Consider the following 25,580-nt stretch of genomic DNA (forward strand, 5'->3'; position numbering starts at 1 on the left):
TGCCTCGCTCCCAGGCTAGAGCCTGCTCGACGTCTTGAAGACCTCGAGCAACTCGGTGATGATGCGCTCACGCTCCCGCGCGTCGCTGGAGCGTATTGCGGTCGTTGCGCAGTGCTCCAGGTGGTCCTCAAGCAGCATGGCGTTCACCCTGTCCAGGGCCCGTTGCACGGCCTGGACCTGCCGTATCACGTCTATGCAGTAGGCATCGCCCTCCACCATGCGCTCGACCCCGCAGACGTGCCCCGCGACGCTGCGAAGCCTCACCAGCACTTTCCGCCGCTTCTCGACCGATCCGTGCTTTGCCACCGGAGTGACCGCCTTCACGGGCGTGCTCCTCTCTGTTCCCCTGCCCCCGCCGTACCCCCCCCTGGGGGGAGGGGTACTCCCATCAGCGTACGCTGCCCGCCGGCGCGTGTCAACGGGGTGAGGGTGACAAGAACCCTCCCGCAGGAGAGAATAGGAGAAGATCCTCCGATCATGCGCAGGGAGCGTGAACCATCATGAACCAGAACATCCCCATCACCGTGGCGCACGGCGACGGCATCGGCCCGGAGATCATGGCCGCCACACTGCTGGTCCTGAGCGAGGCTGGCGCCCGGATCGACATCGAGACGATCGGGATCGGCGAGAAGGTCTTCCTCCGGGGTCACAGCAGCGGCATCGAGCCCGGAGCATGGGAGTCGCTTCGCCGCACGAAGGTGTTCCTCAAGGCCCCCATCACAACGCCCCAGGGCGGCGGCTACAAGAGCCTCAACGTGACCACGCGCAAGATGCTGGGGCTGTACGCCAACGTGCGGCCGTGCTCGGCCTACCACCCCTTTGTGGATACCAAGCATCCCGGGATGGACGTCGTGATCGTGCGCGAAAACGAGGAGGACCTGTACGCAGGGATCGAGTATCGCCAGACAGACGACGTCTATCAGAGCCTGAAGATCATCTCCCGACCCGGGACCGAAAAGATAGTCCGATACGCCTTTGAGTACGCTGCGCGGCACGACCGCAAGAAGGTCACCTGCTTCACGAAAGACAACATCCTCAAGATGACCGACGGGCTGTTCCACAAGGTCTTCGACGAGATCGGCACGCAGTATCCCGCGATCACCAAGGAACACTGGATAGTTGACATCGGTGCCGCCAAACTGGCCGACACGCCCGAGGCATTCGACGTGATCGTGCTGCCCAACATGTATGGCGACATCCTCTCGGACGTGGCCGCGCAGATCGCCGGATCGGTGGGGCTGGCAGGATCGGCCAACATCGGCGACCAGTGCGCCATGTTCGAGGCCATCCATGGTTCGGCGCCGCGCCGCGCAGGTCAGAACGTGGCGAATCCCTCGGGCCTGTTGCTGGGTGCGGTGATGATGTTGGTCCACATAGGTCAGCCGGACGTGGCGGAGCGCGTGCACAATGCCTGGCTCCGTACGATCGAGGATGGGGTGCACACCTCCGACATCTACGCCGAGGGCGTCAGCCGGGAGAAGGTCGGCACCGGTGAGTTCGCACGGGCGGTTGCCGATCGGCTGGGCCAGGTGCCCGAGCGGCTCAAGGCGGTCACATACCAGGCGGCGCCCAGGGAGACAGTCGGGGCCGTCGCCACCTCACGGCTTCGCGCGAAGAAGGCGTTAGTGGGAGTGGACGTCTTTGTTCACTGGCGGGGGGGCTCGCCCGACCAACTGGGCGGGCAGGTGGAAGCCCTCAGTGGAGGTGACCTTAGGCTGGGCATGATAAGCAACCGCGGCGTCAAGGTGTACCCCGGCGGGTTTTCCGAGACCTTGTGCGTGGACCACTGGCGATGCCGTTTCCTGTCGCGGACCGAAGGCGGGACCATCGCGCACGGTCAGATCATCGCGCTGCTGCAGCGGATCGCCAACGCAGGACTGGATTCCATCAAGACCGAGAACCTCTACACGTTCGACGGCGAGCCGGGTTACTCGCTCGATCAGGGCGAGTAGTTCACGGCGGCGATTAGGCGCCGCGCACCAGATGCCACATCTTCTCCGGCACCAGCGGCATCTCCACGTGCCGGATTCCCAGCGGGTTGAACGGCGAAGGCGTCTCCAGGAACTCGGTGGTAACATCCACAACCTGATGGGCCCGGAGCATCGGGTAGTCCGCGAAGGTCACCGTCAGCAACTGGCCCTCGGCATCGTAGATCACCTGTTCGGCCAGCAGCGGATTGACTATTGTGCCAGCGTCGTCCACCGCGACCAGTCTAAGCACGTGCACCTGCCCGGTAGTCCGGTCGATCTCCACCACGGCCGCGTAGACCCCGAACGGAAAGACCGGGTCCACAAGGCGGAAGGTCGCCGCTGCATCGAGCCCCACCTCGATGTCGGGCGGAAGCCGCATGGGATGGTAGGCGGCCGCGCGGGGAGCGTAGTACCCACCGAGGCTCACGCCCGCGGCTCCCACGCGGGAGGGGTCGAAGCCGCCGCGCCCTGCAAGCGTGTCAAGGGCGGCGGTCACCGCAACCTCATAGTCGTGCCGGATGCAGGTAGTGTACCCTGATTCGCCCTGCCCGGGTCCATCCAGCGAGAAGGTCGCCATCCCGCGCGAGAGGAACACGGCCTCCCAATGGAAGAACTCCTCCTTGGTCGAATCCAGCCCCGGGATTAGGAGCACCAGCGGCGGGCGTGACGCGCCGGGAGGCCGGCGCAGGTTGCCCACCAGGGGCGCGCCCTCGAAGGGGATCTCCACGCGCTCAGCCGACGGGTCGAGGAGCCGGTGCGCCGCGTACAGGCTGGCCACGGCCGCGGCGACCCTCTCGTCAGGCATGCCGCGCCTCCTCCTCACCAAGCAGCCGCAGTGCGTTACCGCCCAGAATTGCCGCCTCATCGCCGGCAGGAAGCCCGAGCCCGCGCACGTCCCCTACCGGATCCGCGACCCCCATGTCAAACGGGTAGTCCGACCCGAGCAGGACGTGGTCCGCTCCGGCGTAGTCCACCAGCGACCGCAACAGGTCCGCGTCGTGGGTCACGGTGTCGTAGTAGAGGCGGCGCAGCGAGGCATCGGGGGATTCCCGTAACCTGGAACGGGCGTCGCTCTGAAAGGAGTGCGAGTGTCGCAGCCGCCCGCGCACGCACATGAGGGCCCCACCGCCGTGGGCCAGGAGCACCTTGAGCCGCGGGTACCTCTCCATCACGCCGGCCATCACCATCTGGGCGGCGGTGATCGCAGTCTCCAGGGGATTGCCCACGGTGTTCCACATGTAGTACCCGCCCAGCGCCGCCATATCAAAGCCCCGCGTGGTCGGGTGGATGAACACCAGCGCATGGGAGGCCTCGGCGGCCTCCCAGAACGGCAGGAAGCGGTCGTCCCCAAGCGGCACTCCGCGCACGCCGGCGGCAACCTCGACTCCTCGGAGCCGGCGCCCTGCCATCAGCGCCTCGAGCTCGCGCGCGGCCACCTCAGGTGCCTGCAGCGGCACCGCGCCGAGGGCTGCGACGCGGCCGGGGTAGGACTCGACAAGCCGGGCCAGCGCGTCGTTCTGAACCCGGCAGGCGCGCAGCCCCTCCTCCGCTTCGAGCTCGTAGCCAAGCAGGGGAACCCACGGGCAGAGCAGCGTGCGGTCCATGCCCCTGGATTCCTGGAACCGCAGTATCGCCTCAATCTGGACGAACTCATGGAGCGCGGACCTGATCTGCCGCCCGCCTGCTTCGACGGTCTGCTTCCCTTGCTCCCAGTACACGTGGGGCCGCCACGACTCGACTCCTGCATCGCGCGTGGCTTCCGGCACGATGATGTGTGCGTGCCCGTCCATTGTCATGACCAAGACCCCCTTGCCAACAGACTCATCACCTGTAGAAGAGCAGCACGGACGAACCGGCAATGATCAGTGCCGAACCCTGCCAGAGGCGCGTTGTGACCTGTTCTACCCGACGGCCACCAACAAACGGAGATAGCAGGAGCACAACCGGTACCGAGACCTGGCTGAGGGCCAGAGCGACAGCCACCGGTACCAAGTCCACGGCGATCCAGCGTGCCCACGTGGATAGCCCCACCAGAATACCGGCCGCGAGCTTGAACAGCATGGCCTCGCGGCCAACCGGCCGGCCTGTGGGCGAGCCTCGCCCGCCCAGAAGAAGTCGTGGGAAGAGAAGAAGCCCGTACGCTGCCGCAGATCCGGCAAGCCCGGCCGTGACGCCGAGCAACGGGGACGGGAGGCCTTCCAGTCCCTTTCGGATGAAGACCGGGCTCATCGCCCAGCAGAGCGCCGTCCCCAGCCCCCACAGGGACGCGCGCCACCCGGCCTGAGCGCCCGAAAGCGGCGCCGAAGGACTCCCTATGCCGGAGATCACGACCACACCAACAATCACGAGCCCTACGCCTGCCAGAGCTGGCAGGCCGGGCAGCTCGCGTAGGGCAAACACGGCCAGAACCGTGGCGAAAAGCGGCACGGCGGCCAGCAACGGCGTCGTGCGCGCCGCGCCGATTCGCTTCTGGCTGGCGTTGAGCAACGTCCATCCGAGGAAGAAGTGAAAGAAGCCGGCCAGGAAGAAGTTGGCCAACGCCGAGGGGGGCGCGGAAAGCAGCCGGGCCGCGTCCTCGGTTGCGAGGGCGATTCCCAATAGGACGGCCGTGCTGATAAGTAGCTGCGCAAATGTGGATCGGATGACATCCATCCCGCGCACCGCACGGCTGTTGACGGACTGGAACAGCCCGAAGCCCACGCCTGAGGCAATCGCCCATAGGCCGCCGGTCATGCGTGGACTGCGTTCACGATCCCACCAGGTTGGTGCACTTCCCAACGGCAAAAGCCGCGATGTTGCCAAGCGTTATGGACAGGATGCGCCCAACCGCGCCGTCGGTGTACCAGCCGATGTGCGGGGTTACGACCACGTTGAGTCCGGAGAAGTCGTGATAGATGCTGCGCTCGCCCTCCAGCACGTCCAGCCCGGCGCCTCCAAGGTGTCCCGACCGGAGGGCCTCGATGAGCGCCTGCGTGTCCACGATCGCGCCGCGCGAGGTGTTGACCAGGATCGCCCCCGGCTTCATCATCGCCAGGCGGCGGGCGTCGAGGAAACCGTGCGTTCCGACGGTCAGAGGGATGTGGAGCGTTACCGCGTCCCCCTCCGCCAGCACCCTTTCGAGCGGCGCGTACTCGAAACCGAGATCTTTCGCTGCCTGGGGGTTCTCGATCACATCGTGAGCGATTACCCGCATCCCGAACCCCTTGGCGATACGGATGCCGTGCAGTCCGACGCGTCCGGTGCCGGCCACGCCCAGGGTCTTGGCGTGCAGCTCGATACCCCTCAGCCCCTCGTCGGAAAAGCGCCGTTCCCGACGGTACCGCTCGTCTCCCCGCACGATGTTGCGCGCCACGGCCAGCAGCAGCCCAAATGCCAGCTCGGCGATCATGTGGGCGCCGTAGTCCGGCACGTTGCACACCCGGATTCCGCGGCGAGCGGTCTCGGCCAAGTCAATGTGGTCGTACCCGGCCGACCGCGTCACGATGAGCTTCAGGTTCGGGAGACGGCCCAGGATCTCGCCGGTCACGCGTCCGAACTGGTCGCGCATGCAAAGTACATCGGCCCCATCGGCCGCGGCCACGATCTCATCGGCCGTGCGCAGCGGACCGTGGAGGCTGAACTCGCACCCGTCGAGCCGAATCGCCTCTCGGTCCTCAAAGATCACGTCGGTGAAGGCAACGCGGATCAAACTCCATCCTCCCCTCGGCCCCAAAGGCCGGCGATCAGCGTACCAGGTGCGTCCCACCGTCGGCGATCAGGGCTTCGGCCTCGGCGCGTGTCGGCCACGGCCAGTCGGTGGGCGACGTCTGCTTCAGCGCAGACAGAGCATTTCCGAGCCGTACTCCACGACCCGGGTCGCCTTCGAGGTAGCCCACCAGGAACCCGGCCACGCAGGCGTCCCCTCCTCCGATCCTGTCCACTGCCTCGATCTCGTAGCGCCGGTCTGCGAGCACTTCCCCCGCGGCCCAGACAATCGAGGTCCACGTCGTGCGCCACACAGACGGTGTCCCCCGCATCGTCACCAGCACCGCGCGGAAACCGAACCGCTCCGCCAGGCGTCGCGCGACCTCCGCAGGGTCGGTGCCGCTCTCCCCCGAGATCAACTCGGTCACGTTGGGCTGATCCGGAAGCGAGGTTACCAGAATGTCCACAAACTCCATTATCGGCAGTTGCGCGGCACGGGCCTCCTCGAGGCTCCACAGCGCGGCGCGGTAGTTGAGGTCGTAGCTCACCAGACACCCTGCCGCGCGCGCTGCGACCAGGGCTTCCCGCTGTGTCTGTGCGGCCGATGCGCTCAGCGCTGGGGTAATGCCGCCCACGTGGAGAAGACGTGCCCGCGAGAGCAAAGCCCTCCAGTCCACCATCCCCGGCCTTATCCCGGCGAACGCCGATTCCTTGCGGTCGTAGATCACCTGGGTGGCACGCGGAGCCGCCCCGTGCTCGATGAAGTACAACCCGGCGCGCTCACCATCTACCCAGATGACGTGGCCTACGTCAACCCCGAACTCGCGCCCCTTGTTGGCGATCAATCGCCCCAGCGGGTTGGTAGGCAGACGGCTCACCCAGGCAGAGGCCAGCCCGAGCCGCGCCACGCCGGCGGCCACGTTGAGCTCCGCGCCGCCAACCGAGACATCCAGGGTGGGGGTCTGCTCCAGCCGCCGGTAGTCCGGCGACGAGAGGCGCACCATCGCCTCGCCGAAGGTAACCACGTCGTACGTCATCATCGCGGCGGCCAGGCCACCGTGTACAGGTGCTTCCCGCCGGCCAGCGGACCCTTCAGCAGTTCGTCCACCTCGGCCTGCGTGAACCGCTGGGTGACGAGCGAGGCGTCCGGCAGCACCCCCGGAGGAAAACGGGGCATGATGTCGTCGTGCAGCCTCACCATGTAGTCGAGCAGGGCCTCGACGCCCGGCCGGGCCTTCTCGGCGTCCGCCAGCGTAGCCCTGCCCACCACGCCCTCGGGATTGCCCACGATCTCGATCGTCCCCAGGCCGGCGTGCCCGTACCATGGGATCGCCCTCTGGTAGGCGTTTGCGGCCGAGTCCACATGGCCAGGCGGCAGGAAACTATGGACCTCGGTGTCCACCGCATCCTCCATGCGGATCGTCTCGGGGAACACAGCCAGCGAGTACGAGGTCTCGCACTCGTCGGCGTGGACGAAGGGCGTCTCGAACGGCCCGCCGTGTGCCTTGTCCTTGACGTGGGGTTGGATGGCATAGTACCAGTTCAGGTTGACGAGGACCGCCGGAACCTGGTACCACTTGGCAAAACGATGAATGGCCGTGGGGATCACATTGGCAGACTGTCGAAATGACCTACTCGTCTGGCTCGTTCGCCGCCGGCGGCGCTTCTCCTCCCGGGTCCTGAGCTGTCTCGTCCTGGGAGCTGCCCTGATCCCGGGGGTTGCCCTTATCCTAGGGGCCTCGCCGGCTACCGGCGGGGCGCAGCCGTTCGTCGCGGTCGAACTGTCACGGTCCTCGGTGCGCCAGGGTGAGGCGCTAGGGCTCTTCGTGCGGACATCCGCGCCGGCGGCACGCGTGGAGATCCGCTTTGCCGGGCGACGGTGGCCTGCCTACCGCGCCGGGGAGTCTGGGTGGCGCACGGTCCTGGGCACCGACCCGAACACGCCGCCAGGCCGCCACACCTTGACCGTGGAGGTGTCCGACCTGGGGCTGGCGAGTCTCACCGCCCGGCGCACGGTCACGGTCGTCCGCGTAGCGTTTCCAAGGCGCGAGATCACCTTTGATCCCGCCCTGGCACCCCTGCTGACGCAAGAGGCCGCGGAGCGTGAGCGCAGGCGCGTTGTGCAAGCGCTGCGGGTCCTGCATCCGTCCCATCTCTGGACAGACCCGTTCACCCTGCCGCTCGAAGGTAAGCTCACCTCTGAATACGGCGTGCTGAGCATCTACCAGAAGCAGGTCAGGGGTTTCCATGGAGGCGTGGACATCCAGGCGCCACCAGGCACACCGGTCCGATCAGCCGGCCGCGGCATCGTGCGCCTGGCCGAGTTTCTTCCGCTCAGCGGTCACGCGGTGCTGGTGGATCACGGCCTGGGGGTTGTCACGTCGTACCTGCACATGTCGGAGATAGGCGTGCGCGTCGGGCAGAAGGTTGGCAGGGGCGAAATCTTGGGCCGTGTGGGGAGCACAGGGTTGTCCACCGGCCCCCACCTCCACTGGGGGCTGCGCGTGAACGGGACCAAGGTGGACCCTATGCGGTGGACAACGCGGTAGAGCCCCACCGGCGCTACGGATGGAATCGGTACCGCCAGTAGGTGCGCTTCTTCTCTCGCTCCTGCCTGCCCGTCATCTCGGTGATTGCGATCTCAACAACCAGGCACTTGGATGCGTCTTCCAGAGATATCTCCCCAGCACCAGACCGCAGGCACTGGTTGAAGTCGTTCAGCGCCCTCCTGCGCTCCTCGAGGTCCTCGATCACACGCGCCCTGCCGTGACAGATGACGCTGTCATTGTCCTGGTGACAGGGATCGCCCTCTGGATGCCGCCTGACCTCCCCGACCTGACGCCCGACGGTGAAACAAACCCGCGGGTTCGCCTTCAGGTAGTCCAGCTTCTTTCCGGTCAGCGCACAGTGGAATAGAACCTTGCCGGAGACGTACGCGTAGTTCAGCGGGACGACATATGGCTGTCCGTCCAGCGACAACCCCAGAAAGCCCACCGTCTGCTCCTGCAGGATCCTCTCGATCTCCTCGCGTGACTCCTCGAACTCCCTGACTGCCATCTTCTCCCCCCATCCTTCAACGTGGTGGCCCCCGAGGGCACGCACCTGCGCTTCGAGATCTTCAACTCGGCTATAGGGTAATCTCTGGGTTCGCTTCGTCCTGCTTGGCATGAACCAGGGGTAATCGTAAACGTTTGGGCAACAGGAAGGCAACAGGTTGTCGGCCGCGATCCAGCAGGCATGCGCAGGGTCCAAGGACCTCGGATGCCTGGCGGTGGACCTCTTGACAGGCTCATCATCCGCTCCGTACCGTGGAGTGGCCGTCCTGCCAGCGATGCGGTGGGCATGCAGAAGCGGTCGGAATCGTCGCTGTCCCCGAAGGGAGGGCCAATAAGGGCCTTTGTGGTGCCTACGCTCTGACGCGGCCGGCAGGAGGATCTGATGGCGCACGCCACCCTGAAGTCCGGTTACGCCTCGCTCGCGGACCGGCTCAACCGGTTCCCCCAGGGCGCCCCGGCGTCCGAGGTGCTGTTCAGGATCCTCGCGATGCTCTTCAGCGAGCGCGAGGCCGGCCTCGTGGCGCGCCTGCCGATCAGGCCGTTCACTGCGGCCCAGGCGGCGAAGGCGTGGCGCATCGGTGAGGCGGAGGCGCTGAAGGTTCTCGACACCCTCGCGGGCAGGGCGATCCTCGTGGACACCGAAGGTCCGGATGGGCAGCACACGTTCTTCCTGCCCCCGCCCATGGCGGGTTTCTTCGAGTTCTCGATGATGCGTGTCAGGTCCGACGTGGACCAGAAAGCCCTCGCCGAGCTGTACCACCAGTACCTCAATGTGGAGGAGGACTTCATCAAGGCCCTGTTCACCGGCGAGACCAAGCCGGGCCGGACGTTCGTGCAGGAGGCGGTGCTTCCGGCCGACGGCATCCTCACCGTGCTGGACTGGGAGCGCGCAAGCGAGGTGGTGCGCACCGCAACCCACCGGGGCGTGGGGGTGTGCTACTGCCGGCACAAGATGGAGCACCTCGGCAGGGACTGCGACGCGACGAAGAACAACTGCATGACCTTCGGCGGCGGCGCCGCGTCGCTGGTCCGCAATGGTTATGCCCGGCCTGTCGACCCGGCCGAGGGGCTCGACCTTCTCCAGGAAGCCCAGGCCCGGGGCCTGGTCCAGTTCGGCGAGAACGTGCAGCGTGGGGTGAGCTTCATCTGCAACTGCTGCGGGTGCTGCTGCGAGGCGATGATCGCGGCGCGCCGGTTCGCGGTGCTCAACCCCATCCAGACAACGAACTGGCTGCCTGTCGTGGCGTCGGCCGCGTGCACCGGGTGCGGCACCTGCGCTGCGGCCTGTCCCGTGGAGGCCATCGGCCTAGTATCAACCAACGATGCCCGGCGGCCGAAGTTGTCGAAGAAGGCGCGCGTGGACTCGACGATCTGCCTAGGCTGTGGGGTCTGCGTGCGCGCGTGCCCGCCGAAGGCGCTGTCGCTCTCCCCCCGAGGGGTCAGGGTTATCTCGCCCGTGAACTCGGCGCACCGGACGGTGCTGATGGCCATCGAGCGCGGCACGCTCCAGCACCTGATCTTCGACAACGGGGCCCTCGCCAGCCACCGGGCCATGGCCGCGGTGCTCGGCGTCATCCTGCGGCTGCCGCCCGTGAAGCAGGCGATGGCGAGCCGGCAGATGAAGTCGCGCTACCTCGCCCGTCTGCTGGAGCGGGCCGTGCCTGGGGCGTGAATCGCGCGGCATAGTGGTGCCTACGCTCCGCCCCAAGGCACACTGGTAAGGCACCAAACCTACAGACACACGACAACGCGGACCCGGCACAATCGCCGAAACCCGCGTCCGGTCTGGCCTTTCACCTGGTCGGGCCACCCGGATTTGAACCCGGGACCCCCTGAACCCGATTTCTGCTTGGGCTCGATCCGCATTTCTTCGCCCGGCTAAGACACCAGGAAGGCACCAGCCGCTGACGCCAACCAAAGGCCTTTCCAGAACTCCTGAGTGTCGTTGGGAGTTGGCGCTCCCAAGGGACTCGTCCACGAGAGGGAGCGGGTAGCTCCCTCAGGCTGGGACGCTCAGTGACTCGAGTCGCTGTAGGGTGTCCGGGTACTTCCGGACGAGCCAGATGAGGGCAGCGGCCTGTTCATTGGGTTTGCTCCGGCCCTGCTCCCACCGCTCGAGGGTCCTCGGGTTGACCCCAATCCTGAAGGCGAAGACCTGGCGCGACATGTGGAGGGCTTCCCGCGTCTCGCGAACGAAATCCGAATCGACGGGCGGAACTACGATGGGCTCCACCTCGTGGGTCCGAAGGGTCACGCGCCCCTCCCGATGGTCGCGCATCGCCTGGACACCCGCCATGAGCTCACGGAACATGTTCCGTTCCTTCGTTGCCTTGACTCGCTTCCTGCTCTTGGCCATTGCCTACTCCCTCCGCGTCCCCCGACGCTGTGCGCGCTGTCGGGTCTCTTGCTCGATCGCGGCCCTGAGGAGACGCTTCTGGTCGGGGCTCAAATCTGCCACTTCGTCCTTGTCGTGCTCAGACCGCCACGCTTCCCTCTGCCTCTCCTGCGATCCGCCCAACGGAGCTTTCGGAATCCGCCAGTCCCAGCGATGACGGCTCCTGCCTCGAAATCGCGAGCCAGGTGGAGCTGGAGCATCCTGTAGCCGTCGTCGCTCAGGTACTCCGGGACGAGCTGTGTGAACAGCGGTGCCTCGATGAACTCCACCGAAGCAAATCCTACGCAATTTGCGTATACTCGTCAAGCACTTCTTTCGGCGGGTGCGCATCAGGCGGTTCACCAACCAGACGTAGCTGAACATGGCGTCGTGCTTGAGATCGTATCCACGCACCGTCCTCTGCTCCGTCGAGGGGTGAAATAGAGCATTCTACCGCACCCTGCTGGGCGCTCAACGCCCAGAGTGGAACACAACGTGAGCGCGTGACGTCAGCGGGCCCACGCAGCCTACCCGTTGGCGGCCCGCTGCGCTTCGTTCGGCACGCACCCGCAGGGTTTCCGCGTCCTTCCAGAACCTGCGAGGCTTCTTGGCTGGCGAAGTTCCATGAGCAGCGTGCCGAAGCCAATTGACTGCGCTTTCGGGCAGCAGGGACACGAGCACGCGGCTGCGTGGAAACACGTACACGAACCCAGTAAGAAGCACGAACGCGAGCCCCGCCCAACGGCTAGAACCCGCGTCCTGTCTATCTTTTGACCTGGTCGGGCCGCCGGGATTTGAACCCGGGGCCTCCTGAACCCCATTCAGGCGCGTTCCCGCACGTCCGACGGCGAGGATGCAGTCAGGACGCGGGTTCTGACGTTCGCTCCTTCTGCCGGTGCCCCGTTGTTGCCTTCCTGTTGCCTTCTTTGGCGCCGGCTTGCGCCCGGAACCAGGCGTCCATCCGCTCGCCCATCCCCTGGAACGCCCCGGCCATCAGGTGCCCGTAGGTGTCCATCGTCGTGCCGATCCGCTCGTGACGCATCCGGGCCTGAATGGCCTTGGCGTGTTCCCCCATCGCGATGAGGTGCGTCGCCGTCGAGTGCCGCAGCGCGTGGAACTTCACTGGCGGGATGCCCGCGCGCTTGAGGTGGCGGGTGAAGGCGTGCCGGAGGTTGTGAGGGTCAATCGGCCCGCCGGCCCGGTTGCGGAAGACGTAGGGCTGCCCCGGATCATCGCTGGCCGGCAACGCGAGCAACGCCTGCACCACCGAGGGCGAGAGCTCGTCAACCACGGCCGCCGATCCCTTCGTCTTCGGTGCCGCGTCATGCACGACGTACCTCTCGCCCAGCCGCTCGCGCTTGCGACTTGCCCTCACGCGCAGGCGCCGGTTCGCCAGGTCGAGGTCGTCCCACTTCAGCGCCAAGACTTCGCCGCGGCGCAAACCGGCGTTGACGGTGAGATGGTACAGCGTCCGATAGGGCTCCTGTGCGATGGCCAGCAGCCGGTCTACCTGCTCAGGCGTGAGGTACTGCACCCGGCCCTCGGCGCCCTTGCGCGTCGGCAGCGGCTTCGCCTTCACCGCAGGATTCGAGGCCAGCGCCCCGCGCTCGACCGCATCGGCGAGGATCATCCGCAGGATGTTCAGCGTGTCGTTCATCGTCGTGACTGACAGCGGCTGAGGCTCCTTCTTCTGCTTCGGATGATGCCGCCGCGCACGCTGGCCGGAGACCAGCCAAGCCTCCACGTCTTCGCGCGTGATGGCGCCGAGGCGCTTGCCTGCGAAGAAGGGCAGGAGCCGCTCCACCGCGTCCTCGTAGTCCTCGAACGTCTTGGCCTGGACCCGCGGCGGCCGCATCCGCTCCAGCCAGGCCGCGGCCACCTCGTCGAAGTGTTGCGTCCGCGACGGCGGGAGATGGTGAATCCCGAGTTGCGCCTCGGCTTCCCGCTGCGCCAGGACCTTGCGGGCCAGGCGCTTGCCCTCTTCACCCGGCCCGATGGTCTGCCGGACCCGTTCGCCGTTGGCGGCGATGTAGTCAACAAACCATGTGCCGCGCCCTTCGTTGAACCTCACGCTGCCCATCGCTTCACCTCCTCCGTCACGTGCTTGGCGATTCTACCGTGATCGTTCAATTCGGACACCCCGCAGGGCGTTGTAGGAGGCGACTTTGGTGCCAAAGCCATCGAGAACATCGACGTAGATCGCCTCCGGCACATGATGCCCTTCCTGCTTCTGCGCCTGGACGTACAAGGCAGCGAACATTTCTACTGCTCGTTGCTGCTCGTAGGGAGCCGCGCGATACCATTGGTCCTCGACGACTATCGTCAGGGTACTGGTCGAGGGATCGGCCCGGACCGACCGCACGAAAGAGATTTGCACAAGCTGACTTAGCATCTCCTGAACCGCACCTGGGCGGACTGGTACAACAGCAGCGGGAGGACCGGCCGGACGCCTCGGGCCGCCGAGTTGGGCGAGATTCAGGGCATTGCCAACGATGCCCAGCGCGAAGAGCGCCAGCACGACCTTGACGATGAGGTGCTGCCGCCGCCACCAGGCAACTGCGGCGCTCGTGCCGAGCCGTTTCTGCTCTTGAGGCTGGTAGGTGGACGCGACCCAGAAGGGCTCGCCTTCTCCCGGCTTCTTGCCCACGTCTGGCACAGTTCACCTCCTACGTCGTGATGGCTTCCTGGCCCTGGAGCCGACACTCCCCGCCTGCCCCTGGCCGTACCGGCGCCGACGGATGCGCGCCATCTCCAGGGCCTCGCCGAATCCCGCGATGATGGCCCTGTCCTCTTCTGAGGTCGCCTGGTGGAGGAGTTCCCCCAGGCGCTTGTAGGCCTGCTCCCTGGGCAGATCGGTGGCCTCTGCCGCAAGCCGGTGCAGTTCAGAGCGCCACGGAGATCCTTCCGTGGGCCATCGCGGCATCGCTCATCGCCTCCAGTCTGGCGCCTTCCGCAGGTACTCGCGCAGGGCCTCGACGAGGACCACTCGGACGTTCACCCCGCGCAGGCTGGCCAGCGCTCGCGCCTCGCGCAGGAGTGACGCGGGAAGCCCGCGCACGAACAGCACGACGGTCTCTTGGGGGTGGCGCGGAAGATCGGGCGCCTTCCCGCGGGTGGGCTTGCGTGTGGGCATCGTGCTCACCTCCTGCTATCGAGTATAGCAGGCGTGGCCAGGATTGCAAGAGGAGGTCCGGGACAGTCCCGGCCGGTTCGTCGCTTCGTGTTTCAGGCTCTGAAACAGGCCGTGGCGCGGTTCCAGGAGCGGGGGGAGGGCAACATACCCTCCGCGGCCTCCGGCCTGTCCTGGGGCCGCTCAGGGCAGGCAGCGCCGCATAAACTGGGCGGGCTGTTGAAGGGGATGGAGAAAGCTGGTGGCGGCCAGCCCTCAAAGAACCGGCAACACGATGTTACTGGTTTCCCTCCGACTCTCGCAGATCAAGGCATTGACAAGATGGCGGCCTCCCGCTGGCAGACGATTTCCACCTTGCCAGAAGCGCGCGTCGAGGAATACCTGGAAGCGTGCGGGGCCTCCGGCCTGTCCTGGGGCCGCTCAGGGCAGGCAGCGCCGCACAAACTGGGCGGGCTGCTGAAGAGGATGGAGAAACGAACCGGGGGCGACGCTGCGAAAGCACGAACTCGGTATCATGATGTTACCAAGCTTCCGCCATCGCTGAAAGCCCAGGGCATCGAGAAGATGGCTGCTTCCCGCTGGCAGACCATCGCCCGATTGCCGGAGGCGCGCGTTGAGGAGTACCTGGAAGCGTGCGGGGCGTCCGGCCTGTCCTAGGGGCCGCCAGGCGCCTTCTCCGGCGCGCTGTGGGAGGGCCGGGACGGGGGGCCGGCCTCCAGGACGTACCAGGAGCGGTTTCTCGGAGGCGGGCCGGGGTCTAGATACCCCCCCGGGCGTCAGTCGGGGTCGGCGACGCCGCGGGCCAGGCCCCACCTCGTCGGCAGCGACCAGCCCTCCTCCAGCAGCCGGACCTCGCCGCGCACCCGCATGGACCCCAGTAGCCGGGCCAGGACCGCCTCCTCGACGCGCGGCAGCGCCGCCCGGAGCGCGCGGAAGGTGAGCGGGCCGCCGGAGAGCGCCTGCCGGATGGCTTCGGTCGCCTCGGCCTCGGACAGCGGCGGCGGGCCGGGTACCGGCATCGGGTCCGGGGTGCGCCCCTCGCCCTGCCGGTAGCCGAAGGCCCGCCTCTGCACCTGCCTCCGACCGTCCCTGCGCCGCGGCATCTAGCGCCGGGTGGCGTAGTATTCCTTGTCGTGGTCCTCCCAGAGTTCGGGGTTGTGCCGGAGGACCGTCGCGATGGCCTGCTCTTTCGTCAACGGCCTCTCGGTGCCTGCGCTCTTCTGGACTAGCGCCTTGGCCTGCTGCTCGATCAGCCGCTCGGTCTTGGTGGCAGGCTTCCGATTCGGCTTCCCGTCCTCGTCCTCATCCTCGGGCCTGCGGCGGGCCGCCTTTGCCTCCTCGTCCTCCTCGGACAAGGCGGCCTCCAGCAGGCCCTCCAACGTGTCGAGCAGGTCCGCGGCGTCGCCAATCTCACCGGAATTCAGTGCCGTGCGGATGCCGGCGATGCCCTCCCTCGCGTCCTCAAGCAGCTTCATGTTGCTCCCCTCCTCGGGTGTCTCGTGTGTGCTGTTCCTCGCCTTCAGCAGGGCGAACTTGCGGCGGTTGGCCGCTCGTTCTACCAAGGATACCTCGCGGGCGTCTATGCGTCGCAACAGCCGCGGCATGGCTCAGTCCTCCTCTCGGGCGGGCGCGAGCGCGCTCCAGTCCCCGCGCCGCACCATGCGCGCCGCCTCCTCCTCGCCGACGCCTAGCGCGGCCACGATGGCGCGGACCTCCCGCTGCTCGTCCGGGCTGAGGGCGCCTCCCTCGTCCGCCGGCTCGCCCGCGGCATCCCCGGCCGGCTCCTGGCGCGCCGCGAGTTCTTCGAGCAGCGGGATCAGCGCGTCTAGTTCCTCGATCATCTCGACGATGTCCGCCGCGTCGGGGTCGCCCGCCTCGGCGGCCTCCCCCCAGGCGTCGCGGGCCGAGTCGTCCATCTCCGCCGCCATTCGCCGTAAGGTCTTCTCGACGTACGGGAGCCCGGCGATGGCCTCGATAGCATCGTCGCGGCTGATGCCTCGCCGCTCGGCCAGTTCTGCGGCTGCGGCCCGAGGGTCGCCACCGACCTCCTCCAGCGCTTCGAGCGCTAGGCGGAGTGGCCGGAGGGTCTCGCGGAGCGCCTTTCGGGCCTCCGCGCCTAGCACCGCCATCTCCGCGGCTTCTGCCAATCCGTTGGGCTTACGTCGTTTGGGCATGATGCTCACTCCCTTCGGCTTCTGTCAGCGCCCGCTGGACGGCTTCTGTCAGCGCCGGCGCGCCCTCGAACCGCCGTGCCAGGGCCTCGGGCCGGCGCAGGTCGCGCGCGATGCTGGCGATAATCGCGGCGGGGTTGCTCACGGGGCCGGCGAAGCGTTGCCCGGCGGTGCCCAGCGGGAGCGCGACGGTGCCGCGGCCTCTGAGCTCGAACAGCAGCCGGCCGACGACCTCGCCCACCGTGTCCCACCACATCCAGCGGCCCAGGAAGCCCACGGCCGCCGGCTGAGGGAGAATGCCTGCCGTGGCCGCGAAGAGCGCCTCCAGGCGCCCGGTGAAGTGCGCCAGTTCGTCGCGCAAGCCGCCCAGCCGTGCATCAACGGCCGCCGCGGCGTTCGCTAGGCCCTGGACCTGCTGTGCGACCTGGCGCCCGAACTCGCGCAGGGCCTCGGCCTCACGGCGTGCCCGAAGCGCCAGTTCCTCGCCGGAGAGGACCGCCCGCTCGCGCTCCAGCACCTCGATGGTGCGCTCGGCGACCAGGATGTCGCCCACCATCGCCAACGCCTTCTCGCGGCTACCGGCGCCATCCCGCAGCGCCTGATCCTGCGCCCCTCGCAGCCGGACGACCGCGGCCCGCGCTGCTACCAGGTCTGCCTCGCAGGTGGCCACCCTCTCGGCCAGCACCTGCTCGTCGTCCCTCAGCGCCCGTCCGGCGTTGATCGTCATCACCGCCTCCGCCTTCCGTCTTCGTGCCATGCTCCGCCTCCCTTCGCTCACCGCGATGTTCACAATCCACGCGGCCGGCGCTGGCCAAGCACGGTATCGCCGGGCCAGACCTGCGCCGCCTCGTGCAGGTCCGCGTTGATCCCACTCACATCGCTCCAGCGCCCTGCAAGCACCGGCGCCGCGGCCACCTGCTGCGCGGCAAGACCTACCGCGATGGCGTGGTCATCATGCCGGCCCGGCCGGTGATCTACGCGCCAGCCAGCCGAAGTCTCGGCCACCTCCAGGCCCAGCAACTCCCGGCGCAGCGCCTCGTGCGGCCGGCACCGCAGACGGCCGGTGCGGATGAGGTCCAGCAGCACCGAGAACAACCGGCGCCGGCCCTCGGCCGTGAACTGGTACTCCTCGACCCTAACACCTCGGGCGCGGAGGCGCTGGCCCAGCAGGACGCCCTGCCAGGGGTCGAGAATCACCGGCGCACCGAACTGCCGGGCCAGGGCCGCCACCGCGTCCTCGACCTCCTGCAGGTCTACGCGCCGGCCCGCCGTCGGCTGCCAGGTCTCCAGCGCCTCGACCACGACGAGGCCGCCACTCAGCCGGCGCACCGCCGCAGCCACCGCAGCATCACGCGCCAGGCCCAGGTCCAGGCCCACCGCCACAGGCCCCGGCCCGGTCGGCAGGTCAGGCGTGAAGATGGCGTCCACCTCAGAAGCCAGCAGGAAGGCACCGGCGCCCTCGACCCACCGGGATTCGTGCAGCCGGGCGAAGACGTGCGCTGGCAACGTGCGCCGCTGCTGGTCCAGCCACTCGGGCCGAAGCCAGGACGCGCACTGGCCGCGCGCCGAGAAGTACCAGTCGGCCTCCTGCTGCGCGACCTGCCGCACCTCCCAGGCGATGCCAGCGAAGTCCCACCCGGCCGTGGTGATCACCAGCATCCGGCAGGTCGGGCGCTTGCCGGTGGCAGACCAGAGAGAATCCCACAACTCGCGCCGGCGCCACTCGGCGAGTTCGTCCACCGCGATCCAGTCGGGCCGCAGCCCGTAGGCCGTCGGCGCGTCGCTGGACAGGACCCGGAGGCGTGAGCCTGTGGCCCGCACCACGATCTCCCGCTGGAGCACGCGCACGCTGCCGCGCAGCAGCGGCGACCGCCGGAACTTGTCGGCCACGTCCTCGAACAGGAGACGCGCCTGGTCCTCGTCGGCCGCGGCGCAAAACAGCCGCTGCCCCGGCCGGCCCAGCACGAGTTCCGCCACCGCCTCGGTACCCAGGTCGAACGTCTTGGCGTGGCCTCTCGGACGCTCTAGATAAGCATGCTGATACTCGCCGGAGTCCAGGGCCACGAAGTCCTCGCGCTGCCAGGGCTCCAAGACCTCGCCGAGAGGTCGGCCGTTCTCCAGGCTGATCCCCTCGCATCGAAACGCCATGCGGTCCTGGCGCCACCGGGCGAGGGTGAGCTGGTCGGCCAGGACGGTGCTCATTCGGCGTGGGCTTCCTCTCCGCGCTCCGCGAAAACCGGCAGCGCCTCCAGGATCACGGCGTAGCGACGGGCCGCCGGCCCACGATAGGCCAACCACGGAGTGCCGCCAGCGTACCAGGCTGTCTTCGCCAGCGCCTCACGCGCCTTCGGGCCGAGGGCGTGCTTCCGCACCTTGACCTGCATGAACCGCACCTCGGCGCTGGTCCCGGCCGGGCGCAGCGCCAGGAGATCGGCCACCCCGCGGCTGCCAGCCATCCGCACCACGTACCAGCCCGCGGCCTCCAAGTGCCGGCGCACGCGGCGCTCGAAGTGCGCTCCCCGTCGCGCAGCGTTCATTCGGCCTCCACCGCATCACCAGCCACACCAGGTGGCGTTTCTCGCGGGTCGGATGACTCCTGATACCCGGGCCGCGAAGGTCCCGCGACGCCGGCAGCAGCGGCAGCCGCCAGCAGCAGTACCGCCAGCGCCAGCAGCAGGACCAGCAGCCGGACGCTCCTCACCGGCGCCGCTCCTCCTCGGCCCGCATCTCTGCCAACATCCGCGCCACGTCCGGGCCGGCCGGTGCAGGCGCTGCGGCCAAGCCCGCGAGGATGCGGCGCTCCAGCTCGGACACGTTGACGTACCGCCCCGGCGGCTCTTCGCGACGCCACAGCGGAGAGGCAAGCAGCCGGCGGAAGACCCGGACCTCGGCGGCGAGTTCGACCAGGCCGCGCTGGGGTTCGGGCATCTCACCCCAGCCATTCACGTAGCCGAGGCAGTGGGCGATGAAGTCCCGCAACGCCGCAGCCTGCTTCACCACCGACCGCCGCTTATCAGGCGCCCGCAGCAGCCGCCTTCCGGCGTAGGCGCCATGCGTCGGCAGGAAGCGTCCGTCAGGCCCACGTGGCCGGGTGGAGGCATACCGCCGACGATCCATTTCAGCCATCTGAAGGCACCTCCAAGGCAACAGCCGCCGGGCCGTCGGCTGAAACCCGCGGTCTGACAGCACTTCTGGCCTTCTGACTTCCTGAACGCCTATCAGGCGCGGCCCTCCGACCCTTCGTGAGCACCCGGCCCCGGCGCCCGGCCGGAAGGCCGCGCGCATCCCGTTCTCGCCTGATCCACTCGACCACCTCGGCGAGGGTGAACCGATAGCCGCGGCCGATTCGATAGCGTGGCACGGACTGCGGACCGATGGCGCGGGTCCACTCGTAGACTGTGGCGGGCGTGACGCCGAGGGCGGCCGCCAGAGCGCGAACGTCGAGGAAGAGGGCGTCAGGCACGGGTGCCCTCGGGTTCAGATTCCATCCGTTCACGTATAGAAGAGAGGTCGTGAATGAATGAATGTTTTCGTGCACTCCACCGGTAGACGTTCCCCTTCGTGCCCCTGCCGTGGAGAGTGGCCTTGCCTTCGTTCACGAGAACACTCAGCGCGTTATGCAGCGCCCCGCGAGACGGTTGCGGCTCTAGGAGTGCGGCGACCTCATCCCGGCTGCGGGGGGTCTCATCGAGTACCGTGTGAACCCGGCGCACGGTCTCGGCAGCGGCCAGGAGGCCAGGGTCGCCGAGAATCTGCATCTCATCCCCGCGGAGGTCTACAACCCACTCCGCAGGGGTCTCCAGGAAGCGGCTCACGGTCTTGCAGACCCGGCGCGTCCGGGAGTGGGGGTCACGGTGAAGCTCAACTGCAACGTCCACCAGCCCGACCAGGGCATGGGAACCCGCATGGCCCAGGCCCACGTCGGCCGCACTCTTCCGCAGGTGGTGGACGAGGACCAGGGCCCAGCCCTTCCGCCGGGCGAGGAAAACCAAGGGCTGAATGGCGGCCGTGACCGATGCCTGGTCATTTTCATCTGTGATGCCACAGACGGCCCGGACGGTGTCCACAACGAGCAGATCCGTTTCTTCCCGCGCCAGCCTGGCCACCACATCGGGCCACGGTCTTCCGCTGGCGAAGATCAAGGTGAAGGCGGGGGAAGCCATCTCTGGGAACCGCCGCACGCGGGCCCGCCACAAGGCACGCGGCTCTTCCGTGATCCACGTGATGCGGAAGCCTGGCAGCGCCGGGAGCAACGCCCGCACGGCATACAGCAGGAGGGTCGTCTTCCCGGCCTTGCCGTGCGCCGAGAGCAGGGTCGCCAAGCCACGGCCCACGACGCCGAGCTGCCGGAGGAACGGCAGCCAGGCCACCTCAGGCGAGGTCTCATCGGCCGCCAGCGCGGCCCCGGAAATTCGATCCGTACACGACCTCTCTCTATAGGGTGAATGAACGAATTCCAGGCCCTCTCGAACGTCATCGAGTACCCGGCCGCTGAAGGTCATCAGCGCCTCCAGGTCTGCACCATTGCGGGAATGGTGCAGCAGGTGGCCGCCGAGTTCGGCCAGGGTACGCCGCATAGCGTCCCGCTTCAGGAGCGGGATATGCTCCGCGAGGGTGACTGGCGAAAAGGTAGCGCCGAGCAGGCCCGTCAGGTACGCGGCGCCGCCCGCCTCGTCGAGGCGACCCTGTTGTCGCAGCCAATCACAAACAACCACAAGGTCAGGCATCTTGGCCTCACGGTGGAGGGCCTCGATAGTCGAGAAGATGGCGGCGTGTCCCCGCACGTAGAAGTCGCCCACGCCAAGTCCGGCGAGGGCCGAGGCGACCGTCTCAACATCGCCATCGCGGCCGGCCAGCATCAGTCCACCGAGGACGGCCTGCTCCGCCTCGGGGTTGTGCGGAGGCGGCACGTTGCTGATGGCGGGTACGGCGGCCCTGGTGGACTTCGCCGGCCGCGTGCGGCCGATTCTACCCGGCGTGGTGATCATTGCCTCCTTGCCTCTTGGGCGTTTTTCCGCTAATCTTCTCTTCGGAGTGAACACCAAATCCAGCAGGAGTTGTTCACTATGGAGGCCAACGATGCCGACGACTGATGCCCTGAAAATCGCCTCGCTCCTTCGCGAGCTCAACACGGACACGCAGGCCGGCCCCTTCCGCCGGATCTCCAAGTTGCTGGGGCGGGACCGCCCGCCCGCGTCCTCCTGGCCGGACCTCATCGCCCTGCGCATCGCCCCCATGGCCGAGGCCGCGCGTCAGGACCTCTGGGGCCGATCTACGCCACCATTCCCTCCCGCCCGCGGCGGCTACGCGAAGGCATGGCGGTGGCTGGAACGGTGCGCTCCTGGGACAAGCCGCGCGGCCGCAAGGGCCATCCTGCGGTGGCAGGGGGCGATGGAGCAGCAGTTCGGCCTGCATCTTGACGTGGCGGCCCCCTCGCTGACGGTCTACGCGCCGGACCTGCGAGGCCGGACGAACCTGTCTGCGGCCTCGGGCCCGCTGCTCCGACTCCTACCCCACGTCCAAGAACTCTCGACCTTCACCGGCTGGCCGCAGGAAGACGCCGTGGCGTATGTCCTGACGGGGCGGGCGCCCCTCTATCACTGGCGGGCACTGTGGACCAGCGCCATCGGCGGCATCCCGCAGGCGGTCATCACCCTCTGGCCCTGGGGTCTGACCGAGACCACCCTCGCCGAGGCCCTGGCGGGCCTGCTGGGCGCGAGACCGGGGCCAAGACGAGTACGCCAGAAGCGCGCCAGCCAGGCCCCGATCTGGCTTCTTGGCGGCCGGCTGCCGACTGAGGAGGACCTGGACCTCGTGCGGCTCATGCGGAAGGCGGGGCCGCCTCCGCCTCGCCGTCGTGGCCTGATGGCGTACTGGCAAAGCCTCGCGGATAGGTGGCCCCAGGCCGGCGGCAGGCAGGTCAGTCCCCACGCGCTGCGGGTGCGGTGGGCGCGGCTGCGAAAGGACCACCCGGTGCTGGCCCGCCTCGTCCTTGGACCGGCAGGAGGGTCCCCTGACAGTGTGGCGCCGTGAGAGGAGGTCAGGCCGGCGGCGTTCTGTTGCCTTCCTGTTGCCTTACTGTTGCCTTACGGAGGCCAAAACACCCCCACTGAAGCCAAAGCACCCGGAATGAACCGGAAGCACCGCAGCGGCTGAAAGCAAGACAGGACGCCGGTTTCAGCGTCCTGTCTGTGTTCTAGCCTGGTCGGGCCGCCGGGATTTGAACCCGGGGCCTCCTGAACCCCATTCAGGCGCGCTACCAAGCTGCGCTACGGCCCGACATCCGACGCCAAGTATAGCACCCGGCCGGATTCCCGAACAACTTTACGGAATGGCTACTTGCTCTCTGCGTTGCTCTCTGCGCCCCCACGCCTCCCCGTAATCCGCAGCTCCTGCCCGCGCAGCAGACGCCCGATGTTGGCGCGGTGGCGGTAGAACGCGAAGATCACAACGGCAAGACCGAAGGCGAGGTGCACGGCCGGCTCTGAACGCAGGCGCATGACCACCGGCACCGACAGGACCCCGAGCAGGGAGGCCAGCGAGGCGTATCTGGTTATGAGGATCACGGCGACCCAAATCCCGGCTGCGATCAGACCGGCGGCCGGTGAGAGAGCGAGCAGCACGCCGTAGGAGGTGGCGACCCCCTTCCCGCCGGCGCCCCGCAGGAAGACCGACCAGTTGTGTCCTGCGATCGCCGCCAGGCCCGCGACGATGGTTGTCGCGGAATCCAGGCCCAGGCGTTGCGTGACGACCACGGGTAGGAGGCCCTTGAGCAGGTCCAGCGCGAGCACCAGGACGCCGACCGCCGGGCCGGCAACGCGGTACACGTTGGAGGCGCCAATGTTGCCGCTGCCTTCCTTGCGGATGTCGCGTCCTGTGGCGGCGCGCACCACGAGAAGGCCAAACGGAACGGCGCCCAGCAGGTAGGCGCCCACCACGGCGAGGGCGGCCAAAGCGATCAAGCGGGACCTTCCTCTCCCCTGCGCCGCCGCATCACCAGCCGCAGCGGCGTGCCGGTCAGGTCGAAAGCCGCCCGGACGGCCCGCTCCAGGTATCGGAGATAGGCCTGCTGCATCTTGGCCGGATCGTTTACGAACAGCACCACGATGGGCGGACGCGTAGCGGGCTGTGTCGCGTAGAAGACCTTCAGGCGCCGGCCGAAGGAATCCGCGGGTGGCTCTCTTAGGGCCACCGCGTTCCCGATGACCCGGTTGAGCGGGCCGGTGGCGATTCGCCCGCGGTGGGACTCGGCCACGCGCGCGATAGCCTCGAACACCTCCGCGATCCCCCACCCCTCCGTGGCCGAGACGGCCAGGATCGGGGCATAGCTCAGGAAGCGCAGGGCCCGCCGGGCCGCCTGCTCGCGTGGCCGGTCTGGCGCGGGCGAGGACGCGATGCGGTCCCACTTGTTCATGACCACCAGAACGCCGCGGCCGGCATCGGCGATCTCGCGGCCGATTCGCTGGTCCTGGTCGGAAACCGGTTCGGAGCCGTCCAGCACCAGCACCGCCACGTCCGCCCGCGCGATTGCGGCCCGTGAGCGACCGGCGCTGTAGGCCTCGACGGCCGCGGCGACCCGCGCGCGGCGACGCAGTCCCGCGGTGTCCACGAGCACGTAGGTACGGCCGCCCCGCTCGCACGGCGTATCCACCGAGTCGCGGGTGGTGCCCGGCGTGGCGTCCACCACGACGCGCTCCTCGCCCAGCATCGCGTTGACCAGCGACGATTTGCCCACGTTGGGCCGGCCGACGATCGCCACCGCGATCGGTTCCCCGGCCGCCTCTCCGGTCTCGGCCAGCGGAGCCTCGGCCGGGAGGAGGGCTATCACCGCGTCCAGCAGGTCGCCGGTCCCGCGGCCGTGGATGGCAGAGACCGGGAATGGAGCCCCAAGTCCCAGTTCGAAGAACTCCTGGGCTCCGATCTCCTGGGCCGGTCCGTCCACCTTGTTGGCGACGACCAGCACCGGAGAGCGCGCGCGGCGAACGATCTCGGCGATGTCGCGGTCCTCGGACAGGATCCCGTCTCGCACGTCCACCACGAACAGGACCAGGTCGGCCTCCTCGATCGCCGCATCGGACTGCGCCCGCACTCTGGTCTCTAGGCCCTCTGCCGTCGCCGACCGCAGCCCACCCGTGTCCACCACCGTGAAGCGGCGGCCGCCCCACTCGGCAACCGCGTAGAGCCGGTCCCGGGTAACGCCCGGGTGATCCTCCACGATGGCGTGCCGCCGGCTGACCAGCCGGTTGAACAAGGCGGACTTGCCAACGTTGGGTCGGCCGATGATGGCGACGACCGGCAACGAGGCGCGGGTGGTCATGGAACCGGCAGGTCGGCGGCCTGCTTCATCTCGAGCCCGATCTGCCGGAGTCGCTCGACGACCTCGGCAATGATCCAGTCAGGCGTGGATGCGCCCGACATCACACCTACCCGATCGACGCCTGCGAACCAGGCCGGATCGAGTTCGCGCGGGGCCTCGATGTGATAGGTGGGCAACGAGTGCGACCGGCCGATCTCGGCCAGGCGGGTGGTGTTGCTGCTGTGTTGTCCGCCCACCACGACCAGAGCACCCACCTCTCCAACCATGATCTCGGCCTCCTCTTGCCTGACGGTGATGGCCGGGCAGAGGGTATTGAGGACCTTCAGCTCTCTGGTACGCAGCGCCAGGTCGCCCACGATCTCTCTGAAGTTCAAAACGGATTGCGTGGTCTGCGAAATCACGGCGGTCTTGCCGCGCAGGCGCACCGCCGCGGCTTCCGCGCGATCGTGCACCACAGTCACACGATCACCCAGAGCTTCCTTGAGGGTCACCATCTCGGGATGGCCGTGATCGCCGACCGCGATTACCTGGTAGCCTTCCTCGGCCAGGCGGTAGGCGAGCGAGTGGGCCCGCGTGACAACCGGACAGGTGGCGTCCACCACGGCCATGCCGCGCGCCCTGGCGGCCTCCAGCACCGCGCTCTCCACCCCGTAGGCGGAAACGACGAAGACCTCGCCGCCCAGGTCACGGAGATCATCGGCCACGCAGATGCCGGCTTCCTCGAGCCGCCCGACCACCTGCGGGTTGTGAATCAACGGCCCCCAGGTCTGGACGCCGCCGGCGTGCCCGCGTGCCGCCGTCTCGGACATCTCCACCGCGCGCCGGACTCCGCCGCAGAACCCCTGATGCCTGGCAAGCACTACCTCCAAGCGCCACCC

Annotated in this window: 31 protein-coding genes and 1 tRNA gene; 5 read left to right on the forward strand and 27 right to left on the reverse strand. The window is 67.9% G+C overall.

The genetic code is table 11. From position 1 onward, the window contains the following. Positions 1-15 precede the first annotated feature (15 nt). Entirely contained in the window at positions 16-324 is a 309-nt protein-coding gene (locus RDU83_06125; GenBank protein ID MDQ7840589.1) for a metal-sensitive transcriptional regulator, read from the reverse strand. A gap of 176 nt (positions 325-500) precedes the next feature. Here RDU83_06125 and RDU83_06130 point away from each other — a divergent pair, with 176 nt between their 5' ends. After that, positions 501-1,952: an NADP-dependent isocitrate dehydrogenase gene (locus RDU83_06130; protein MDQ7840590.1), complete on the forward strand. Its 1,452-nt coding sequence runs from the start codon at positions 501-503 to the stop codon at positions 1,950-1,952. 13 nt (positions 1,953-1,965) lie between these two features. Here the strand turns inward: RDU83_06130 and RDU83_06135 are convergent, their stop codons facing one another. Genes RDU83_06135 through iolN form a run of 6 tightly spaced genes read right to left on the reverse strand, consistent with a single transcriptional unit; the run spans position 1,966 to position 7,263 of the window. Continuing rightward, complete coding sequence (locus RDU83_06135; protein MDQ7840591.1) at positions 1,966-2,775, reverse strand: alpha/beta fold hydrolase; 810 nt, start codon at positions 2,773-2,775, stop codon at positions 1,966-1,968. Beyond that, on the reverse strand, positions 2,768-3,766 hold the full coding sequence (locus tag RDU83_06140; GenBank protein MDQ7840592.1) for an amidohydrolase family protein: 999 nt from the start codon (positions 3,764-3,766) through the stop codon (positions 2,768-2,770). Before RDU83_06140 ends, RDU83_06135 begins: the two co-directional genes overlap by 8 nt. A 28-nt stretch (positions 3,767-3,794) precedes the next feature. Next, positions 3,795-4,703 (reverse strand): DMT family transporter, encoded by a 909-nt coding sequence (locus RDU83_06145; GenBank protein MDQ7840593.1) that lies wholly within the window; start codon positions 4,701-4,703, stop codon positions 3,795-3,797. A 13-nt stretch (positions 4,704-4,716) separates the two neighbouring features. Beyond that, positions 4,717-5,658 (reverse strand): NAD(P)-dependent oxidoreductase, encoded by a 942-nt coding sequence (locus tag RDU83_06150; GenBank protein MDQ7840594.1) that lies wholly within the window; start codon positions 5,656-5,658, stop codon positions 4,717-4,719. Between the two features lie 34 nt (positions 5,659-5,692). Continuing rightward, the gene (locus tag RDU83_06155) at positions 5,693-6,694 is read right to left on the reverse strand and encodes a sugar kinase (protein MDQ7840595.1); all 1,002 of its coding nucleotides are present in this window, start codon (positions 6,692-6,694) and stop codon (positions 5,693-5,695) included. Beyond that, positions 6,691-7,263: a 3-dehydro-scyllo-inosose hydrolase gene (gene iolN, locus RDU83_06160; protein ID MDQ7840596.1), complete on the reverse strand. Its 573-nt coding sequence runs from the start codon at positions 7,261-7,263 to the stop codon at positions 6,691-6,693. Before iolN ends, RDU83_06155 begins: the two co-directional genes overlap by 4 nt. Here iolN and RDU83_06165 point away from each other — a divergent pair. Next, a complete protein-coding gene (locus RDU83_06165) occupies positions 7,253-8,203 on the forward strand; it encodes a M23 family metallopeptidase (GenBank protein MDQ7840597.1) in 951 nt (316 codons plus the stop codon). The two genes, iolN and RDU83_06165, sit on opposite strands and share 11 nt — an antisense overlap. 13 nt (positions 8,204-8,216) lie before the next feature. Here RDU83_06165 and RDU83_06170 read toward each other — a convergent pair whose 3' ends face one another. Then, positions 8,217-8,711 (reverse strand): pyridoxamine 5'-phosphate oxidase family protein, encoded by a 495-nt coding sequence (locus RDU83_06170; protein MDQ7840598.1) that lies wholly within the window; start codon positions 8,709-8,711, stop codon positions 8,217-8,219. A 381-nt stretch (positions 8,712-9,092) separates the two neighbouring features. Between RDU83_06170 and RDU83_06175 the strand changes: the two genes are divergently transcribed. Further along, positions 9,093-10,382, forward strand: coding sequence for a 4Fe-4S dicluster domain-containing protein (locus RDU83_06175; protein MDQ7840599.1), 1,290 nt, complete (start codon positions 9,093-9,095; stop codon positions 10,380-10,382). A 327-nt stretch (positions 10,383-10,709) separates the two neighbouring features. On the opposite strand, the gene RDU83_06180 is transcribed toward RDU83_06175, so the two are convergent. The 6 genes from RDU83_06180 to RDU83_06205 form a co-directional block, all read right to left on the reverse strand. Then, entirely contained in the window at positions 10,710-11,066 is a 357-nt protein-coding gene (locus RDU83_06180) for a helix-turn-helix domain-containing protein (protein MDQ7840600.1), read from the reverse strand. Between the two features lie 89 nt (positions 11,067-11,155). Beyond that, entirely contained in the window at positions 11,156-11,374 is a 219-nt protein-coding gene (locus tag RDU83_06185; protein ID MDQ7840601.1) for an addiction module toxin RelE, read from the reverse strand. 569 nt (positions 11,375-11,943) lie between these two features. After that, entirely contained in the window at positions 11,944-13,164 is a 1,221-nt protein-coding gene (locus RDU83_06190) for a tyrosine-type recombinase/integrase (protein ID MDQ7840602.1), read from the reverse strand. A 33-nt stretch (positions 13,165-13,197) separates the two neighbouring features. After that, on the reverse strand, positions 13,198-13,740 hold the full coding sequence (locus RDU83_06195; protein ID MDQ7840603.1) for a hypothetical protein: 543 nt from the start codon (positions 13,738-13,740) through the stop codon (positions 13,198-13,200). 3 nt (positions 13,741-13,743) lie between these two features. Next, positions 13,744-14,007, reverse strand: a complete 264-nt coding sequence (locus tag RDU83_06200; GenBank protein MDQ7840604.1) for a hypothetical protein — start codon at positions 14,005-14,007, stop codon at positions 13,744-13,746. Positions 14,008-14,010: 3 nt separating this feature from the next. Beyond that, positions 14,011-14,217 (reverse strand): hypothetical protein, encoded by a 207-nt coding sequence (locus tag RDU83_06205; GenBank protein ID MDQ7840605.1) that lies wholly within the window; start codon positions 14,215-14,217, stop codon positions 14,011-14,013. Between the two features lie 33 nt (positions 14,218-14,250). Between RDU83_06205 and RDU83_06210 the strand changes: the two genes are divergently transcribed. Continuing rightward, positions 14,251-14,871, forward strand: a complete 621-nt coding sequence (locus RDU83_06210; protein ID MDQ7840606.1) for a hypothetical protein — start codon at positions 14,251-14,253, stop codon at positions 14,869-14,871. A gap of 119 nt (positions 14,872-14,990) precedes the next feature. Here the strand turns inward: RDU83_06210 and RDU83_06215 are convergent, their stop codons facing one another. The 9 genes from RDU83_06215 to RDU83_06255 form a co-directional block, all read right to left on the reverse strand. Next, positions 14,991-15,287: a hypothetical protein gene (locus RDU83_06215; protein ID MDQ7840607.1), complete on the reverse strand. Its 297-nt coding sequence runs from the start codon at positions 15,285-15,287 to the stop codon at positions 14,991-14,993. A gap of 30 nt (positions 15,288-15,317) precedes the next feature. Then, on the reverse strand, positions 15,318-15,818 hold the full coding sequence (locus RDU83_06220) for a hypothetical protein (GenBank protein MDQ7840608.1): 501 nt from the start codon (positions 15,816-15,818) through the stop codon (positions 15,318-15,320). 3 nt (positions 15,819-15,821) lie between these two features. Further along, a complete protein-coding gene (locus RDU83_06225; protein MDQ7840609.1) occupies positions 15,822-16,388 on the reverse strand; it encodes a hypothetical protein in 567 nt (188 codons plus the stop codon). Continuing rightward, on the reverse strand, positions 16,372-17,142 hold the full coding sequence (locus RDU83_06230; GenBank protein ID MDQ7840610.1) for a hypothetical protein: 771 nt from the start codon (positions 17,140-17,142) through the stop codon (positions 16,372-16,374). Before RDU83_06230 ends, RDU83_06225 begins: the two co-directional genes overlap by 17 nt. Positions 17,143-17,171: 29 nt before the next feature. Next, complete coding sequence (locus tag RDU83_06235; protein ID MDQ7840611.1) at positions 17,172-18,587, reverse strand: terminase large subunit; 1,416 nt, start codon at positions 18,585-18,587, stop codon at positions 17,172-17,174. Then, positions 18,584-18,922 carry a hypothetical protein gene (locus RDU83_06240; protein ID MDQ7840612.1) on the reverse strand — a complete coding sequence of 113 codons (339 nt, stop codon included), beginning with the start codon at positions 18,920-18,922 and terminating at the stop codon, positions 18,584-18,586. The genes RDU83_06235 and RDU83_06240 overlap by 4 nt, the downstream gene beginning before the upstream one ends. Next, positions 18,919-19,086: a hypothetical protein gene (locus RDU83_06245; GenBank protein ID MDQ7840613.1), complete on the reverse strand. Its 168-nt coding sequence runs from the start codon at positions 19,084-19,086 to the stop codon at positions 18,919-18,921. Before RDU83_06245 ends, RDU83_06240 begins: the two co-directional genes overlap by 4 nt. Beyond that, entirely contained in the window at positions 19,083-19,511 is a 429-nt protein-coding gene (locus tag RDU83_06250) for a hypothetical protein (GenBank protein MDQ7840614.1), read from the reverse strand. The genes RDU83_06245 and RDU83_06250 overlap by 4 nt, the downstream gene beginning before the upstream one ends. A gap of 329 nt (positions 19,512-19,840) precedes the next feature. Then, positions 19,841-21,373 (reverse strand): DnaB-like helicase N-terminal domain-containing protein, encoded by a 1,533-nt coding sequence (locus RDU83_06255; protein MDQ7840615.1) that lies wholly within the window; start codon positions 21,371-21,373, stop codon positions 19,841-19,843. A 91-nt stretch (positions 21,374-21,464) separates the two neighbouring features. Between RDU83_06255 and RDU83_06260 the strand changes: the two genes are divergently transcribed. Beyond that, positions 21,465-22,418 carry a hypothetical protein gene (locus RDU83_06260; protein MDQ7840616.1) on the forward strand — a complete coding sequence of 318 codons (954 nt, stop codon included), beginning with the start codon at positions 21,465-21,467 and terminating at the stop codon, positions 22,416-22,418. Between the two features lie 169 nt (positions 22,419-22,587). On the opposite strand, the gene RDU83_06265 is transcribed toward RDU83_06260, so the two are convergent. The 4 genes from RDU83_06265 to ispH all read right to left on the reverse strand — a co-directional run bounded on the left by RDU83_06265 (position 22,588) and on the right by ispH (position 25,562). Then, a tRNA-Pro gene (locus tag RDU83_06265) sits at positions 22,588-22,664 on the reverse strand. A 56-nt stretch (positions 22,665-22,720) separates the two neighbouring features. Beyond that, positions 22,721-23,347, reverse strand: coding sequence for a glycerol-3-phosphate 1-O-acyltransferase PlsY (plsY, locus tag RDU83_06270; protein MDQ7840617.1), 627 nt, complete (start codon positions 23,345-23,347; stop codon positions 22,721-22,723). After that, positions 23,344-24,702, reverse strand: a complete 1,359-nt coding sequence (gene der / locus RDU83_06275; protein MDQ7840618.1) for a ribosome biogenesis GTPase Der — start codon at positions 24,700-24,702, stop codon at positions 23,344-23,346. The genes plsY and der overlap by 4 nt, the downstream gene beginning before the upstream one ends. Next, positions 24,699-25,562, reverse strand: a complete 864-nt coding sequence (gene ispH / locus RDU83_06280; protein MDQ7840619.1) for a 4-hydroxy-3-methylbut-2-enyl diphosphate reductase — start codon at positions 25,560-25,562, stop codon at positions 24,699-24,701. The genes der and ispH overlap by 4 nt, the downstream gene beginning before the upstream one ends. Positions 25,563-25,580 lie beyond the last annotated feature (18 nt).

Source organism: bacterium (genome assembly GCA_031082185.1).
Classification (GTDB): Bacteria; Sysuimicrobiota; Sysuimicrobiia; order Sysuimicrobiales; family Humicultoraceae; genus VGFA01.

Bases quoted from the DNA above. Each gene is read 5' to 3' on its own strand.
- RDU83_06135 (MDQ7840591.1), bottom strand. From the start codon at position 2,775: ATGCCTGACGAGAGGGTCGCCGCGGCCGTGGCCAGCCTGTACGCGGCG.
- RDU83_06255 (MDQ7840615.1), bottom strand. From the start codon at position 21,373: ATGATCACCACGCCGGGTAGAATCGGCCGCACGCGGCCGGCGAAGTCC.
- RDU83_06155 (MDQ7840595.1), bottom strand. From the start codon at position 6,694: ATGATGACGTACGACGTGGTTACCTTCGGCGAGGCGATGGTGCGCCTC.
- RDU83_06145 (MDQ7840593.1), bottom strand. From the start codon at position 4,703: ATGACCGGCGGCCTATGGGCGATTGCCTCAGGCGTGGGCTTCGGGCTG.
- RDU83_06190 (MDQ7840602.1), bottom strand. From the start codon at position 13,164: ATGGGCAGCGTGAGGTTCAACGAAGGGCGCGGCACATGGTTTGTTGAC.
- RDU83_06175 (MDQ7840599.1), top strand. From the start codon at position 9,093: ATGGCGCACGCCACCCTGAAGTCCGGTTACGCCTCGCTCGCGGACCGG.
- RDU83_06260 (MDQ7840616.1), top strand. From the start codon at position 21,465: ATGCCGACGACTGATGCCCTGAAAATCGCCTCGCTCCTTCGCGAGCTC.
- RDU83_06205 (MDQ7840605.1), bottom strand. From the start codon at position 14,217: ATGCCCACACGCAAGCCCACCCGCGGGAAGGCGCCCGATCTTCCGCGC.
- RDU83_06250 (MDQ7840614.1), bottom strand. From the start codon at position 19,511: ATGGCTGAAATGGATCGTCGGCGGTATGCCTCCACCCGGCCACGTGGG.
- RDU83_06170 (MDQ7840598.1), bottom strand. From the start codon at position 8,711: ATGGCAGTCAGGGAGTTCGAGGAGTCACGCGAGGAGATCGAGAGGATC.
- RDU83_06140 (MDQ7840592.1), bottom strand. From the start codon at position 3,766: ATGACAATGGACGGGCACGCACACATCATCGTGCCGGAAGCCACGCGC.
- RDU83_06200 (MDQ7840604.1), bottom strand. From the start codon at position 14,007: ATGCCGCGATGGCCCACGGAAGGATCTCCGTGGCGCTCTGAACTGCAC.
- RDU83_06130 (MDQ7840590.1), top strand. From the start codon at position 501: ATGAACCAGAACATCCCCATCACCGTGGCGCACGGCGACGGCATCGGC.
- RDU83_06230 (MDQ7840610.1), bottom strand. From the start codon at position 17,142: ATGGCACGAAGACGGAAGGCGGAGGCGGTGATGACGATCAACGCCGGA.
- RDU83_06180 (MDQ7840600.1), bottom strand. From the start codon at position 11,066: ATGGCCAAGAGCAGGAAGCGAGTCAAGGCAACGAAGGAACGGAACATG.
- der (MDQ7840618.1), bottom strand. From the start codon at position 24,702: ATGACCACCCGCGCCTCGTTGCCGGTCGTCGCCATCATCGGCCGACCC.
- RDU83_06225 (MDQ7840609.1), bottom strand. From the start codon at position 16,388: ATGCCCAAACGACGTAAGCCCAACGGATTGGCAGAAGCCGCGGAGATG.
- RDU83_06240 (MDQ7840612.1), bottom strand. From the start codon at position 18,922: ATGAACGCTGCGCGACGGGGAGCGCACTTCGAGCGCCGCGTGCGCCGG.
- RDU83_06235 (MDQ7840611.1), bottom strand. From the start codon at position 18,587: ATGAGCACCGTCCTGGCCGACCAGCTCACCCTCGCCCGGTGGCGCCAG.
- RDU83_06220 (MDQ7840608.1), bottom strand. From the start codon at position 15,818: ATGCCGCGGCTGTTGCGACGCATAGACGCCCGCGAGGTATCCTTGGTA.